This window comes from Spirosoma flavum (assembly GCF_042686045.1).
Lineage (GTDB): Bacteria > Bacteroidota > Bacteroidia > Cytophagales > Spirosomataceae > Spirosoma > Spirosoma flavum.
Window position 1 is genome coordinate 635,269 of the sequence record NZ_JBHUOM010000001.1, and the last position, 16,480, is coordinate 651,748.

Genomic DNA, 16,480 nt, shown 5'->3' on the forward strand with positions numbered 1-16,480 from the left:
CTTCGGATGTGAAATCTACACTGATAAAATTTCAGTAAAATCACGCCCAACAAGTGCAGGCGTGATTTTACTGAAATAAATCCCCCGTTACCAGACCTTTATTCTATCAGCGGGCTTTTTATACATTTTGTCGCCAGACTGTACGTTGAAGGCTTGATACCAGGCATCTATGTTCGATAGGGGACCATTGCAACGATAAAGACCCGGTGCATGGGGATCGGTCATGATAAGTTGAGCCTCCGTTTCTGGTAAAATATTAATGCGCCAGACCTGTGCCCAGGACAAAAAGAAACGCTGATCGGGTGTGAAGCCATCAATCGTACTTTTCTTACCACTTGATTTTCCTTGTGCCGTTTTTTTGAAGGCGTCATAAGCAATAGCTAGTCCACCAAGATCGGCCAGATTTTCGCCCAGGGTTAGCTGGCCATTGACTTTAAGAGAGTCAAGAACTTTAAAACCGAAAAATTGATCCTTTACCTGATCTGCCCGTTTCTTAAAGTTTTCAGCATCGGTCTTTGTCCACCAATCGCGTAGTGTTCCATCGGCATCATATTGACGGCCAGAATCATCGAAACCATGCGTCATCTCATGCCCGATAACTGCACCGATACCTCCGTAGTTGATGGCATCGTCGGCTTCAAAATCGAAGAACGGAAATTGTAGGATGGCCGCCGGAAACGCAATCTCATTGTTAACGGGATTATAATAGGCATTTACCGTTGGAGGTGTCATGCCCCATTCTGTTTTGTCAACAGGTTTGCCCAGGCGGTTAATCATATAATTGTACGACCACTTGCTGGCTGACTTTACGTTGCCGTAAAAATCATTGCTGGCAATAGTAACGCCATCGTAGTTTTTCCATTTGTCAGGATAACCGATTTTACGCTTAAACGCCAACAGTTTCGTAATGGCTTTCTTCTTGGTATCCTCGCTCATCCAGTCGAGGTTTTTGATGTGTTCTTTATACGAAGCTTCCAGGTTATCAACCAGCGTTAGCATTCGCTGTTTAGCTGCGGGCTTAAAATAGCTTTGAACGTATAGTTGCCCTAATAAATCGCCAAGCGAGCCATCAATCAGACTACTGACGCGCTGCCAGCGTGGTGTTTGTTCTTTCTGGCCGGTCAGCACTTTCGAGAACGCAAAGTTCTGCTTAACAAAGGCGCTGCTCAAATAAGGCGCTGCTCCTTTAAGTATGTTCCAGCGCATATAGATACGCAAATCTTCAATGGGTGTAGCCGCCACTAAGCTATCGATCGACCGGAAAAAGGCCGGACTTTGCACCAGCACTGTATCCTGCCCTTTCGTACCGTATTTTGCTAACTGGTCCGCCCAATTGATGCCGGGCGTCTGCTGTGTGAAACCGGCAACGGTCAGTTTGTTATACGTTTTGTATGGGTCTCGGAGAGCGACGCGAGGTAGTTGGGCTTTTGCCAAGGCTGTTTCGACACGCATTATAACATCAGCGTCCTGCGATGCCTGATTTGGCTCCTCACCAATCAGGGCAAACATTTTAGTCAGGTTATCGTGATAGGCATCACGAATTTTTAAACTACGAGCGTCATTTTTTAAATAGTAGTCGCGGTCGGGGAGTGTAGTGCCGCCCTGACTAAATTGTGGCAAATATTTCGTAACATTCTTTCGATCCTGGCCTACAAAAAAGCCAAACAGCATGCCATTACTCTGTGTCCGCTGATAGGCTAATTCGTTAAAGAAGGCAGCTTTGTTATTGACATTTTCAATCCGGGCAAGATCGGGTTTGATAGGGTCGAAACCGCGATTTTCAATAGTCGCACTATCCATTCCACTCACGTAATAATCGCCCACCATTTGATATAAACGGCCTTTTGTAGTCGTTTTCGATGCATCCTCAAGCAAGACTTTCATGGCATCCAGGCTCTTGTCGCGAAGCTCATTAAAGCTGCCCCACGATGTTTTAGATGCTGGAACAGCATTCTGACGAAGCCAGTTACCGTTGGCATACTGATAAAAATTGTCACCCGGCTTCACCGACAAATCCATGTTTTGAGGATCGATGAACTTTTGGGTTCCTGCGGCTATAAATCCTATAGCTAAGATTATAAACAAAGCCACTCGTGTTGTCATGTTGGTGTTTAGTTTGTATTGATGAAAGACTGCAAATTTAACTAAAAATAGGAATACGGATAAACCAGCCAGTCTAGCTAATTTATCCGTATTCCTACTCATCTTTCGTTTATTTACTCGCCGTCAATGCCGACTGAAATTCTTTATAGGTGCCTGTTTTATACTGGTCGAATGGTTCTTTCTGATGGTAGTTTTCACCGAAGTAGGTAATGATCTGGTGAAAGGTTCGTGGCTCCAGGTAACCGGCAATTGGCTGAATCAGATTGAATTTTTCGTCTAAGAATACTGTCGTAGGATAACTCATCTGGTTTTTCAGCAAGGCTGCGGCCAGTTCATGAACGCCCCGGCTACCACCGCTGATGTACTTAAATGTCTGTTTACCCAGCGTCACATCTGCCGTTTGCTCGGCATTGAATCGAACGGCGTAATAATTCTCGTTTACGTAATCGACAATAGCGGGTTTCGAGAATGTCTCGCGGTCCATCACCTTACACCAGCCGCACCAGTCAGTATAAACATCCACCACAAATTTCTTGGGTTTTTTCTGTGTCAGGGCATAGGCTTCCTGGATGGTCAGCCATTTAATATGTTTACGCTCGTCACTAGGTTTGGTTACTACCAGTGCAGTGGGCAAGGTGGTTCGAAATGCACTTATTGTGAGCAAAACGAAAGCAGCGAAAAAGAGAAGCAGACGGTTCATACGTGCTGTTGTTTTAAGTAATAACGTTCATAGGTTAATAAAATTAGCGAAACAGATAGTACTCGTAGAAAATGCTTACGGAGAATACGAAGCCGTTTATTCGTACTGTTTGACTGCCCGAAGGATGTCGCGTTTTCCGTGCGGCCCCGGGTGCTTTTCAACCGTTAGACCGGCCATTCTCATATTACGTTGTACATAACTTTTTGAACAGTACGTAGTCAACACACCACCGGGAAGCAATAATTGAGCCATCTGACTGAAGATTTCCGGTTCCCAAAGTTCAGGCTGCGATGTTGGTGCAAAGGCGTCGTAATAAATTATGTGAAAACGGTCGGGCGTCCGTAGGTCTTGTAATTTACTTTCGTATTTAATCAAGGTAAAATAAGGATTTAGGCTAACAGGCTCATTATAGGCAGATTCGTGAAGTTTAGGTAGGTATGAGGTACCTAGTAATTCATCGTAATTAAGCTGGCGAGCATCTTCTACTGACAGCGGATAGGCATCAATTGAGGAATAAACCACCCGTCGTTGATGCGTTTGCGCTTCACGGGCCGTTAGTAGGGCATTCAACCCGGTGCCAAAGCCCATTTCAAAAATATATAGTTCAGGTTCGGCAAATTTGTCGAATGCATCCAGCAAGCCCAGTTCGATATATACCCGTTGCGATTCCTGATAGGCTCCATGAACCGAATGATAAGGTTTGTCGAGGCCCTCATTAACGGCGGTATGCGAACCATCGGCTGTTACTATCAGGCGAATGTCTGCTTTCATTATCTGTCGTTTTTGGCCTACTTTTGCCTTTTTATAATGGATACCGTAGAATGACTACCAAATAGTAAGGTCAGCCGTCAACCTATCATCCAGTATTCATCAGCTAGTACACATTATTTACCAACTATTATCTATTCTAATCAACAATGATTCAACGCGTTCAAACGATATTTTTGTTTCTTATTGCTGTTGCCATGGGCGTTGCTCTGGCTAATCCCATTTGGGAGAAAGTGAATTTACAGCCACCAGCGATGGCACGCCTTACAGCCTTGGTGCATACTCAACAACAGACCCCGCTTCAACAGTCGGGTCTACCAACGCAAACAATTCCGGTTACCTACGAAGTATCGGTTTGGTATTTAGCTCTGTTGATCGCTTTGGTTGGGCTATCTTCACTCTACGCTATTTTTCAATACCGTAACCGCCTGACACAAACCGCCATGTGCGCCGTAAACGCGCTAATGCTAACCTCCATAATGGGTATTATCCTTTATCGGACGCTTTACGTGGGTAAAGAATATGGTAACCCCGCCGACCAAGGCACATTTCTGCCCGGTTTCTACGCGATCATTGCGGCTTTGGTTTTTAACGCGCTGGCCAACCGATTCATTCGTCGGGATGAAAAATTAGTAAAAGGGTCAGACCGGTTACGGTAGAAAATTTACCTCTCAAAAAGACAGCTAGCCCAGCGACACTTTACTCTGTTGCTGGGCTATTCTTTGTCTGGGTGTATCCTCGGTAAACGCTTTTGCCGTAACTTGAGCGTCAACTACAACCTCAATAAAAATGCAGAAACAATTCCTCTTATTTCTCTGTCTACTGCTGACAGGTACTCATCAACTCAAGGCTCAGTCACCAACGGCAACGTCGAATAGTATTGCTACTTTCACCAATGGCATGGAACGCAATCCCGGTTTTATGACCTATTACTGGGACGCAAAAAAAGGTAAAATCTGGCTTGAAATCTCCTCATTCGATACCGAGTTTCTGTACTATCCAACATTAGCACAGGGTGTTGGCTCCAACGACATCGGGCTTGATCGGGGCAGACTGGGACAGGAACACGTCGTTAAGTTTGAGCGTAGCGGCAACAAAGTTCTGATGATTGAACCGAACTATGCGTACCGTGCCATTAGTAACGATCCGCTCGAACGGCAAGCCGTTGAGGAGTCATTTGCTAAATCAGTTCATGCCGGGTTTGATATTGTCGCTGAGGAGAATAGCAAAGTCATTGTAGATCTCACACCATTTTTGATGCAGGACGCTGTTGGTGCCGTACAGGCTATCGCCCGAACCAAGCAAGGGAGCTTCAAATTTGATCCGATGCGGAGTGCGATGTATTTGCCCCGCACCAAAGCATTTCCGCAAAATACCGAGTTTGAAACGATTATTACCCTGACAGGCGACAACCCGGGAGCTTACCTACGTGAAGTGGTGCCGACACCTTCAGCGGTGACCATGCACCAGCACCATTCATTTGTACAACTTCCTGATAATAAGTACAAACCCCGGCTATTTGACCCACGTATCGGCTATGGCGGCATCGAGTATTTTGATTATGCTACGCCCGTTAGTCAACCAATTATGAAGCGGTATATTTCGCGGCACCGGCTGGAGAAAAAAGACCCTTCGGCAGCTATGAGTGAAGCCGTTAAACCAATTATTTATTACATAGATCCTGGCACGCCCGAACCTATTCGCTCAGCTTTAATGGAGGGTACGGCCTGGTGGAATCAGGCATTTGAAGCGGCTGGTTACAAAAATGCGTTTCAGGTTAAGTTGCTCCCGGCAGATGCCGACCCAATGGATATCCGCTATAACCTTGTACAATGGGTTCACCGCTCCACGCGGGGATGGTCGTACGGAGGCAGCATTAATGATCCACGCACGGGTGAAATCATCAAAGGAAAGGTTACACTTGGTTCATTGCGTGTTCGGCAGGATTATTTAATTGCGCAGGGTCTGGTTGGAAACTTTGGTTCATCGTTACAGGATTCGTCGCAGGCCGACCCAATGATGACTATGTCGATTGATCGGTTACGGCAATTGGCGGCTCATGAAGTTGGTCATACGCTTGGATTACCCCATAATTACATAGCCAGCACAGAAGGCGGCTCTACGTTTGGTCGCGCATCGGTAATGGATTACCCGACGATGGTCGCGAAAATAAAAGGAACCAGTATTGACCTGTCTGACGCTTATGCCAAAAACATCGGCGCTTACGATAAATGGAGTATTCGGTATGGATATGAGCAGTTCCCGGCTGGAACAAACGAAAAACAGGCACTGGATAAACTGGTAGTCGATATGCATAAGGCTGGTCTTACCTTCCTGACCGATCAGGATGCCCGGCCCGAAGGTTCAGCTCACCCCGGCACACACTTATGGGACAACGGGACAAATGCAGTGGACGAACTAAAGCGTGTATCCGATGTTCGGCGCATTGCCTTATCGAATTTCACAGCCGCCAAGATACCGGCTGGCATGCCTATGGCGACGCTCGAAGAAGTACTTGTACCAATGTATATGTTTCATCGGTATCAGGTTGAGGCAGCCGCAAAAGTTGTGGGTGGTCAAACCTACACGAATGCCCTTCGTGGCGATGGTCAGGCGGTTTTATCCACTGTTCCGGCGCAGGAACAAAAGCGGGCTTTGGATGCCCTGCTTGCTACTATCGATCCAGCTTTTCTGGCCCTACCGAAGCCCGTGCTGGCGATGATTCCACCCCGGCCATTCCGCTATGATCCAAATCCGCGCGAAGTATTTAAACGCCGGACAGGTATTACGTTTGACCCAATGAGCCCAGCTGAAGCTGCGGCAGGCCTGACCCTTCAAATGCTGCTTAACGGTGAACGAGTGAGCCGGTTAGTAGCCCAGTCATCCCTTGATGCATCGCAAGTTAGTTTGGAGTCGATGCTCGACCAGTTACTAAGTGCTACGTGGTACAAAGCAGATCCAGCGGACGGTTATCAGGCTGAAGTGAAACGCATGACTGACAAGCTATTTTTGCAGAGACTGATTGACTTGGCTAGCAATCAGGAAATTGCGTCTCAGGCTCGGGCCGTAGCCCTCCTGAAAATGACTCAGTTAAAAAGTAAACTCAGTCCACCTAGTGCGAATCCGAAAACAGCCGCCCATCACTTATTTGCTGCCGATCAGATTCGCCGGGCCGAGGGAAATATTGCCGATCTACGCCCAACAAGTGTACAAGCGCCACCGGATGGTTCACCTATTGACCCCGGTCAGGAATGGCTCTCTCCCGATTGCGACTGGAAGTAAGTAGCGCTAAAAAAAGCCACCTGTCATCTAACAGGTGGCTTTTTTATTGACTAATCAAAGCCGATACAGCCCGACAACACCCATAATCATTGCATCCGTTTTTCATTCAAACCGACGGAGCAGCATTACCATCGTACGGGCCTAACTCTATTTTTTAGTTTTCGGGCATTGAGTACACACTTAGTAAGGTTTTGCATCGGCTTTGGCCGTTGATACTTTACCAAACACAGAATAGACATCTGTCATTGGTTAGTCCACAATTCGAAATGCCATTTTTGCTTTCTCCCGCGAGAGGGCGTTGAAATGCCACCACTCAAACTCAATTGAACTAAATCCTCCCTGTCGCATGGCTGTGCGCAGAATCTGTCGATTGTCAATTTGTTGTTGTGTTAACTTACCTGATTTTAGGAGTTCATTTTCGCGCGATGGATACGCCAATTCACCAAAGAAATCGTATTTGGTACCCATGTCTAATGGCTCTGGTGTTCCATTTCGGCCTTCTTTAGTGGCAACGGTTAAATCGACAGCACAGCCGTAATTGTGAATAGACCCCTTGCGTGGATCAGCTACGTATTTCTGGCGTTCGTGTTCGGGTAAATCGGGTAATGCATTCCAAAGATTCCATTGCGCCGAACGGGGACGGGCCGCATCATACACCAGTAAGCGAAGGGTGGGATGATGGGCTTGCAGATATTTACTCGCATCGGCTAGTTTTTTTGCAGCCATCGGCTGCATGTAAGCGCGTGTAAGGTCACCATACACGTCTTTACCAACGAAGTTGCCGGTAGTCGAATATTTGAGGTCAACCAAAATTGTTGGGTCAACTTTCTGCACATCCACAAGCCCTTGTTTTAGCATAGCCTGCTCAACTTTGGGCTGAGCGAAAGAGCAAACAAGTGTACCACCGAATGGTGAAAGAGCAAACAAAAGGAGAACGAAGAAGCGCATGATATTTTGCTTATTGATAACCAAATGATGAATATTGATGGCGAAACTACCAACTAACCATTAATTACTGGCCACTAGCACTAAAAATGGCATTAAACTATATTTGGGTTGCATTCTTCATCATTGCCTTTCTGGTCGCTCTGGCAAAATTGATTTTTTTGGGCGATACAGAAATCTTTAAAATTATTGTCGAGGGTTTATTCGATTCATCGAAGGTAGCGGTAATGGACATTGCGCTACCGCTGGCTGGTGTCATGACGTTTTTCCTGGGGCTGCTTAACATCGGTGAGAAAGCCGGGGCTATCAATTTCTTGGCCCGCATTATTAGCCCGTTCTTTCATAAACTGTTTCCTGAAGTGCCTAAAGATCACCCGGCCAATGGACAGATGATTATGAATTTTTCGGCCAATATGCTGGGGTTAGATAACGCGGCCACGCCCTTCGGGTTGAAGGCAATGGCGAGTTTGCAGGAGCTAAATCCGACGAAGGAAACGGCTTCTAATGCCCAGATTATGTTTCTGGTGCTTCATACATCGGGCCTGACGATTATTCCGCTGAGTGTCATGGCGCAACGGGCTATTCTGGGTGCTAAAGATCCATCAGATATATTCATTCCCTGCCTGATTGCCACGTATGTTGCCACAGTCGTGAGTATGATTGCCGTAGCTATCAAGCAGCGGATCAATCTGATGAACAGCACCGTAATTGGCTGGTTGAGTGGTGTTACAAGTCTGATTGCCCTGATATTGTGGTTTTTGTCTACCAAGACAAAAGAAGAAATAGAAGTCATCTCGAAAGTAACGGGCAACCTTGTTCTAATGCTTATTGTCGTATCGTTTCTGTTAGGGGCGATGCGAAAAAAGGTTGATATTTTCGACGCGTTCATCGAAGGGGCGAAGGGTGGTTTTGAAACCTCCGTCCGAATTATTCCCTATCTGGTGGGTATGTTAGTAGCTATCAGCGCGTTCCGAAATTCCGGCGCTATGGATTACATGATTGACGGGTTTAAATATGTATTTAGTCTAACGGGCCTGAACACCGAATTTACCGACGCCTTGCCGGTGGCCCTGATGCGACCGTTAAGTGGTTCCGGGTCGCGGGCTCTGATGATTGACGCCATGAAGCAGTTTGGTCCGGACTCGTTCGTCGGGCGGTTGGCCTGTATGTTTCAGGGCGCTGCCGACACCACATTCTATATCGTAGCGCTATACTTTGGTTCGGTGGGTATTCGTAATTCACGGTACGCTATTCCATTCGGACTGTTTGCCGATTTAATGGGCATCATTGCTGGAATAGCACTGGGATATTTCTTCTTCCATTGAGCAAAAAACCTCAGAAACGTGTTAATAAAGTAGCCTTGCTTACTCAACAAACTAATCGCATCGGCGGTCCAACTCAATGAATATTATCCAAGTCCGCGAACACCTCCACCGGCTTATCGACGAGGTTGACGACATTTATGTGCTGAATGGCCTCTACCGTAACCTACTATCTGACAAGCAACAGCGCGACGCTTACGAAAAAGAACAGAGCCGGACTGATGTTCGGGAAAAAGCACAAAAACAAGCCCGGCCCGGCGAACGACGTTCCGGCTAAATCCTACGATAGTCCACCTACTGTCAGGGCAATGATGATGGCATTGAACCCGAAAGATAGTACGCCATGTGCCAGAGCCGTTCGGCGCATAGGTTTCGAGCCAACCGCTACGTCAGAAACCTGACTGGTCATGCCGATAACGAACGAAAAATAAGCAAAATCTAAATAGTCAGGTTCGGGTTCGGTCGGAAAATCCAGGCCGCCAGGTCGTTTCTTTTGCTCAATATCATTGCCGTAATACAGGTGAGCATATCGAATTGTAAAAACCGTATGCACCAAACTCCATGAGACGATAATAGCCCCAATAGCCAGAGGAATGTATTGCTGCTGGTTCTTATCCTTTATCAAGTCGATCACAGCAAATAAGCTGGCTCCAGCCGCTATAACAACGAAGATCAAAATCAGCGTTCGACTTGAGTCCTGAAGGCGTGATAGTTGCGGTAAGTCACGAGGGTGAGCAACCACAATAGTTGTCCACATGAGAGTTAATATTGTTATCGCATATGATACCCAGACAATGGTGAAATGAGCTGATAGACTGGCTGTTGCCGGAACAATGAAATAGACAACTATTGAAACAATCAGGCCGATCAATAAGCGGTGGTGAGAGTCCAGACGAGCAATGTGGCGAATTATATTTGTAATCATTTCCTGGGTATATACTAATCAGGTGCTAAGTACGCCGTTCGCCCATTACTACCCAAATCTACGGTTATTGATTGCTTCAATGGTATCTTAACTTATCGAAAATCAAGCGCGTATGACCCAACTGACTCAACAACATGTTGTCCGAATTGGCACTGGTAAACAGAATGCAGTTCTTTCAAAATCGCAGAAAGAATTTAACCGACTGACGCTCAAAATCGAAAAAACAGGCGCTGATCTGCATAACCTGCGTGAAGCCGCTCACTACATTCATCAACGGATGCAAACTGACTATCGTCCGTTGGTTGAACAGTACTGCCACTTTCGAGCCGACTTGGTGCGCCTATTCGACCGAGCTTATGACAGTAAAGACTATACGAAAACAGAAAAGAAAAAGCTTGCTGACTTGATTCGAAACATAGCCTTCGATTTGATTTCAGGGCACGATATCGTTAGTCTTAAGCCTATTTACGACAAATATGATGCAGTAGGATTCGACAATGCTAACGATGAAGCCGATCAGCAAACGGAGGAGTTGATGAAGGAAATGATGGGTACTGTGTTCGGTATTGACTTTAACGAAGATGTTGATGTCAGCGACCCGCAGAAGATGACTGACTATGTGCAGGAGCAAATTGACCGGCAGGAAGCCGCCGAAGCCCATCGTCAGCAACAACGCGCCAACAAACCAAAATCTGCCAAACAGCAGGAGCGTGAGGCTAAAAAGCAAGCCGAAGAGCGGAATAGTACAAAAGCCGTTCGAACGTTGTATATGGATTTGGTGAAAGCGTTTCACCCCGACCGCGAACCCGACGAAGCCGAAAAAGTGCGTAAAACTGAAATCATGCACCGTGTGATAGCCGCCTACGAAAAAAGCGATATACTGGCTTTGTTTCGCTTGCAGCTTGAATTTGAGCGTATCGACCAGACACATCTGGAAACGCTTGCCGAAGACCAACTCAAATATTACAACAAAATTTTACGGCAACAAGCGCAGGAATTAGACGACGAGTTTTTGGGGCTGCAAAATGAATTAGCGGCTATGACGGGTAAGCCTGCCTTCACCGTTAATTCAAAAATAGGCATGGAGTTTAGCCTCAACAGCGATATTGCCCAACTAAAGCGAGACATAAAGTACCTAAAAGCCGACGTGAAAGCCCTGGCCGATACGGGCTTATTGAAGCATTGGCTGAGAACTTATCAAATTGAAAAATCAGATGATTTTTAGCTATTTGAGTTGATTTGGTTGTCAGTTACTTAGGGTTGTTGGGGACTTTTATAAAGTAACGAGCCTCTACTAAACACAGATAAACAGGTTGCTTGATATAAAATGTGGTACTGACCGCTTCAAGACGCACACTATTAATTTCAGGAATATTCCCCGATAAAGCTGTTTTCTCCAATGATTATACGGGACAAGACTATTATTTCAAAATTTTCAACAATCTTGCTATGTTATTTGTCGCTCTTATAGCCTGAAGCCGCTTTTGTTGAAAATCATGAAAGAGTACATCCGACCCATTAACCGTTTGCTTGTTGCCAACCGGGGCGAAATTGCCATCCGCATCATGCGGGCTGCCACTGAATTGGGCATTACCACCGTCGCCGTTTACACCTACGAAGACCGCTATTCACTCCACCGCTACAAGGCTGACGAAGCCTACCAGATTGGTCGTGATGAAGATGCGCTAAAACCGTATCTGGACGTCGAAGGCATTATTCTTCTGGCTAAACGACACAAGATCGATGCAATCCATCCGGGCTATGGTTTCCTGTCTGAGAATGTAAAATTGGCCAGACGGTGCCGTGACGAAAATATTATTTTCATTGGGCCGTCCCCCGAAGCGATGGACGCGCTGGGTGATAAAGTGCGGGCCAAAAACCTAGCTAGTACGGCAGGAGTGCCCCTTATTCCCGATTCGCGGGAAGAAAACATGACTCCAGAGTTTGCTCTGACGGAAGCTGAACGAATTGGTTTCCCGATCATGGTGAAAGCTGCTGCTGGGGGGGGGGGACGCGGTATGCGTGTCGTTCGGCAGCCCGAAGAGTTTGAGAAAGCATTTGCCGAAGCCAAAAATGAAGCTCGAAATGCCTTTGGCGACGACACGATTTTTCTGGAGAAATTTATCGAAGATCCCAAGCATATTGAAGTTCAGTTGCTTGGTGACCAGCACGGTAATATCGTTCACCTTTACGAACGCGATTGCTCAGTTCAACGGCGATTTCAGAAGGTTGTCGAAGTAGCACCATCATTCGGGCTGCGCCAGGATACCAAAGATAAACTCTACGCATATGCCCTGCAATTGGGACGGGCGGTAAACTATTCCAATGCCGGAACAGTCGAGTTTCTGGTCGATAAAGAAGAGAATATTTACTTTATTGAAGTCAATCCCCGGATTCAGGTTGAGCATACGATAACAGAAGAAATTACCGGCATTGATATTGTCAGAACGCAGATTCTGATTGCAATGGGTTACCTGCTTTCCGACAATCGTATTTATATTAATCGTCAGGAAGATATTCCGCTCAACGGATACGCCATCCAGTGCCGCATCACCACCGAAGACCCGGCTAATGGCTTTAAACCCGATTTTGGAACCATTACTGCCTACCGTAACGCGGCTGGTTTTGGTATCCGGCTTGATGAGGGTAGTAGCTATGCGGGTATGAAAATATCGCCCTACTTCGACTCGATGATCGTGAAGGTCTCAGCGCGGGGGCGAACGCTAAAAGGGGCCACGCAACGCCTGACACGGGCGTTATTGGAGTTTCGTATTCGGGGCGTTAAAACCAACATTGGCTTTCTGCTGAATGTAATTAGTCATCCGGTTTTCCAACGGGGTGAAGCACGGGTGTCGTTCATTGAAACCCACCCCGAACTCTTTAACTTCCGCAAGCCGCAGGACCGCTCGACGCGGGTGCTCAATTACCTCGCCGAGGTAATTGTAAACGGTAATCCGGAAGTCAAAAAGAAAGACGATAGCAAAATATTTCGTACACCCATTGTCCCAGCCTTCGACACGTATAGCCCTTATCCGGCGGGTAACCGGGATCGGCTGAAGGAGTTGGGCCGTGAGAAATTCGCGCAGTGGGTACTTGACCAGAAAAGCGTACTCTACACAGATACGACGTTCCGCGATGGGCACCAATCATTGCTGGCAACGCGTGTTCGAACGCAGGATTTACAGAAGGTAGCCGAAGGATTTGCTAAAAATCACCCGGAACTCTTTTCGATGGAAGTTTGGGGTGGCGCAACCTTCGACGTAGCCATGCGCTTTCTGTACGAAAGTCCGTGGAAACGCCTGGAGGCACTGCGTGAAGCGATGCCGAACATGCTCCTGCAAATGTTATTTCGCGGGTCCAATGCCGTTGGGTATTCTGCCTATCCCGATAATCTGATTGAAAAATTCGTTGAGAAATCGTGGGAAACCGGTATTGATGTCTTTCGTATTTTCGACTCACTCAACTGGGTCGAAGCTATGAAGGTGAGCATCCGGGCAGTGCGCGAACGGACAGATGCCCTGTGCGAAGCGTCAATTTGCTACACGGGTGATGTGCTGTCTCCGGGACAGAAAAAGTACACACTTCAGTATTATCTGGACATGGCGCGTCAACTGGAAGACGAAGGCGCGCATTTTCTGGCTATTAAAGATATGGCGGGCTTATTGAAACCGCTATCTGCCGAAGTACTGGTGCGTGAGCTAAAGAAAGCCGTGAGTATTCCCATCCATCTACATACGCACGACACGGCGGGTATTCAGGCTGCTACCTACCTAAAAGCGATTGACGCTGGCGTTGACATTGTGGACTGTGCGCTTGGAGCCTTATCGGGTCTGACGTCGCAGCCCAATTTCAATTCTGTCGTGGCTATGATGCAGGGCCACGAGCGCGAGTGCGAAGTGAATTTGCCCTCCCTGAATGCCTATTCGAACTATTGGGAAGATGTTCGGGAATATTACTATCCGTTTGAGTCGGGAATGAAAGCGGGCAGCGCTGAAGTTTACGAAAACGAGATTCCGGGTGGTCAGTATTCCAATCTGAAGCCACAGGCCATTGCCACCGGGCTAGGGGATAAGTTTGAGACGCTGAAAAAGAATTATTCGGTTGCTAATCAGCTATTTGGTGACATCGTGAAAGTAACGCCATCATCGAAAGTTGTAGGTGATATGGCAATTTTCATGACGGCTAATAACCTCACCGCTAACGATGTATTGACGCGCGGAGAGTCACTATCCTTTCCTGAGTCGGTTAAAGACCTGATGAAAGGTATTCTTGGACAACCCGTTGGGGGCTTTCCAGAGGATATTCAGCAAGTGGTGCTCAAAGGAGAAAAGCCAATCACGGGTCGTCCGAATGAGCATTTGAAACCAATCGACTTCGACGCTGATTTTAAAGTCTTTCAGGAAAAATACCCGCTTAGTGATGGCTTCGTTGATTATTTGTCATACCAGATGTACCCCAAAGTGTATGACGAATATTATAAAGCCAATGAGCAATATGGCAACGTCAGCATCATTCCAACACCTGCGTTTTTCTATGGATTGAAAGAAAACGAGGAGATTCTGATCAACATCGAAGAGGGGAAAAATATCCTTGTTCGGTTGTTGTTTAAGTCGGAGCCGGATGAGTTTGGTATGCGGACAATTACGTTTGAACTCAATGGCCAAAGCCGACAGGTACAGGTTCGTGACCGCGCTTCGAAGGTTGAGAAACAGATGAATACCAAAGCAGGCAAAGCGGGCGATGTAGGCTCTCCATTGCAGGGTCGATTAACGCGTATTCTGGTGAAAGAAGGCGACGCCGTCAAGAAAAACCAGCCGTTGTTCGTCATCGAAGCCATGAAAATGGAAAGCATTGTGGCGGCCACGAAAGAGGGGAAAGTTACCAAGGTCGTTTTGAAAGAAGGTACGGTGGTGGAGCAGGACGATTGTGTAGTGGAATTGTCTTAATACATCTTTGATAAACCTGCTTGAGTAAATGTCAGGAACAAGTCTAGCTATATGTATATAACCAGTATGATTTATAAAAAACTTCTGACAGTCAGTAGTTTGCTACTGATTGGGCTTGTAGGGCAAGCACAGACAAAGCCTCAAATTGGTGTGTGGCGAGGTGTATTTACGTTGGCAGCCGGACATACAGCGCCATTTAATTTTGAACTAACAGGCAAGACGGCTTATTTGATTAACGGGGCCGAACGGTTTGAATTAAAGAACGTTACGCAGCGGGGCGACTCGATTTTTTTGCCGGTCGATGTGTATAATACGGTACTGGCAGCAAAAATTGAGGATGCTAACACCCTTTCAGGCGTGTTCAAACATCTTGATAGTCCAGTGGCTGGCATCCCTTTTCGGGCTGAGTATGGAAAGCGCTACCGATTTGTTGAGCAACCCGCCACCGCAAGTGTTAGCATGCATGGGAACTGGGATATTGTCATCGATGAGAAAATTAAACTGATAGGCGTTTTTGATCAGCGTGGTAGTAAGCTAACTGGCACATTTCTTAGCACAGGGGGTGACCTTCGTTTTTATGAAGGGTCTGTTCAGGGTGATGAATTTTCCTTATCCGCTTTCGATGGATCAAATCCGCAATTGTTTACCGGTAAAATTAGCGGCAACGAGTTGACAGGCGATTTTGTCAACAGCCAACGGGCACGTTCTGTCAAAGGTACCCGGAATGCACAAGCTGCCTTGCCGGATGCTTACAGCCTGACAAAAATGAGAGACGGTATTCCTCTGGCATTTACATTACCCGATGCCTTTACGGGAAAACAGATTTCGCTGAACGACCCTAAATACAAGGGTAAAGTTGTGATTGTCACGACTATGGGAAGCTGGTGCCATAACTGCATGGACGAAGCTGCTTTCCTATCACCTTGGTATAAGGCCAATAAAAAACGGGGCGTTGAAATTATTGGGTTAGCCTTCGAGGCCAAAAATGACCCAGTTTTTGCGAAAGCTCGGCTCGAAACAGTGAAAAATCGCTACCAAATAGATTACGATATGCTATTTGCCGGTATAGCTGATACAAAACACGCATCAGAAGTATTACCCGCTTTGAGCGAGATGTCTGTTTATCCAACAACGATTTATGTGAAGCGCAATGGTGACGTCGCCAAGGTGCATACGGGTTATTCAGGACCAGCAACAGGCAAGTATTACGAAGAATTTGTAAAGGAATTCAACGCTACTATGGACCAATTGCTTAATGAACGGGTTAATGAGGAAACCAGCCAGAGGTCCAATAAATAACTAGATTTAGTAAGTTTCGTTCTTCTCCAAAGCCACTGCATCAGCAGTGGCTTTGGTTTTTACTATTCGTCCACTATTCATTAAATATGGAATTAAAGGTTTGCATAAAGGCTAACGTGTTTCGTGAGTTTGTTAAGATAACGTTGTGTCAGACAAAAATTTACGCCAACTTACTCTACATAAACGAACC

Annotated in this window: 12 protein-coding genes; 7 read left to right on the forward strand and 5 right to left on the reverse strand. The window is 46.5% G+C overall.

The window, feature by feature from the left end:
* Positions 1–87 precede the first annotated feature (87 nt).
* From ACFS25_RS02530 to mnmD, 3 genes are all read right to left on the reverse strand, one after another.
* A complete protein-coding gene (locus ACFS25_RS02530) occupies positions 88–2,103 on the reverse strand; it encodes a M13 family metallopeptidase (RefSeq protein WP_381496826.1) in 2,016 nt (671 codons plus the stop codon).
* A 109-nt stretch (positions 2,104–2,212) separates the two neighbouring features.
* A complete protein-coding gene (locus ACFS25_RS02535) occupies positions 2,213–2,803 on the reverse strand; it encodes a thioredoxin family protein (protein ID WP_381496827.1) in 591 nt (196 codons plus the stop codon).
* Between the two features lie 96 nt (positions 2,804–2,899).
* Positions 2,900–3,574: a tRNA (5-methylaminomethyl-2-thiouridine)(34)-methyltransferase MnmD gene (mnmD, locus tag ACFS25_RS02540; protein ID WP_381496828.1), complete on the reverse strand. Its 675-nt coding sequence runs from the start codon at positions 3,572–3,574 to the stop codon at positions 2,900–2,902.
* A gap of 146 nt (positions 3,575–3,720) precedes the next feature.
* On the opposite strand from mnmD, the gene ACFS25_RS02545 reads away from it, so the two are divergent.
* Both ACFS25_RS02545 and ACFS25_RS02550 read left to right on the forward strand, forming a co-directional pair.
* The gene (locus ACFS25_RS02545) at positions 3,721–4,230 is read left to right on the forward strand and encodes a DUF4293 domain-containing protein (protein WP_381496829.1); all 510 of its coding nucleotides are present in this window, start codon (positions 3,721–3,723) and stop codon (positions 4,228–4,230) included.
* Between the two features lie 130 nt (positions 4,231–4,360).
* Entirely contained in the window at positions 4,361–6,853 is a 2,493-nt protein-coding gene (locus tag ACFS25_RS02550) for a zinc-dependent metalloprotease (protein ID WP_381496830.1), read from the forward strand.
* A 249-nt stretch (positions 6,854–7,102) separates the two neighbouring features.
* Here the strand turns inward: ACFS25_RS02550 and ACFS25_RS02555 are convergent, their stop codons facing one another.
* Positions 7,103–7,801 (reverse strand): M15 family metallopeptidase, encoded by a 699-nt coding sequence (locus ACFS25_RS02555; RefSeq protein ID WP_381496831.1) that lies wholly within the window; start codon positions 7,799–7,801, stop codon positions 7,103–7,105.
* Between the two features lie 86 nt (positions 7,802–7,887).
* On the opposite strand from ACFS25_RS02555, the gene ACFS25_RS02560 reads away from it, so the two are divergent.
* Positions 7,888–9,123 (forward strand): nucleoside recognition domain-containing protein, encoded by a 1,236-nt coding sequence (locus tag ACFS25_RS02560; protein ID WP_381496832.1) that lies wholly within the window; start codon positions 7,888–7,890, stop codon positions 9,121–9,123.
* 76 nt (positions 9,124–9,199) lie between these two features.
* On the forward strand, positions 9,200–9,397 hold the full coding sequence (locus ACFS25_RS02565) for a hypothetical protein (RefSeq protein ID WP_381496833.1): 198 nt from the start codon (positions 9,200–9,202) through the stop codon (positions 9,395–9,397).
* Positions 9,398–9,400: 3 nt separating this feature from the next.
* On the opposite strand, the gene ACFS25_RS02570 is transcribed toward ACFS25_RS02565, so the two are convergent.
* Entirely contained in the window at positions 9,401–10,045 is a 645-nt protein-coding gene (locus ACFS25_RS02570; protein ID WP_381496834.1) for a DUF1345 domain-containing protein, read from the reverse strand.
* A gap of 112 nt (positions 10,046–10,157) precedes the next feature.
* Between ACFS25_RS02570 and ACFS25_RS02575 the strand changes: the two genes are divergently transcribed.
* The 3 genes from ACFS25_RS02575 to ACFS25_RS02585 all read left to right on the forward strand — a co-directional run bounded on the left by ACFS25_RS02575 (position 10,158) and on the right by ACFS25_RS02585 (position 16,290).
* A complete protein-coding gene (locus tag ACFS25_RS02575; RefSeq protein ID WP_381496835.1) occupies positions 10,158–11,270 on the forward strand; it encodes a hypothetical protein in 1,113 nt (370 codons plus the stop codon).
* Between the two features lie 271 nt (positions 11,271–11,541).
* On the forward strand, positions 11,542–14,991 hold the full coding sequence (locus ACFS25_RS02580; protein ID WP_381496836.1) for a pyruvate carboxylase: 3,450 nt from the start codon (positions 11,542–11,544) through the stop codon (positions 14,989–14,991).
* A 66-nt stretch (positions 14,992–15,057) separates the two neighbouring features.
* A complete protein-coding gene (locus ACFS25_RS02585; protein WP_381496837.1) occupies positions 15,058–16,290 on the forward strand; it encodes a TlpA disulfide reductase family protein in 1,233 nt (410 codons plus the stop codon).
* Positions 16,291–16,480 lie beyond the last annotated feature (190 nt).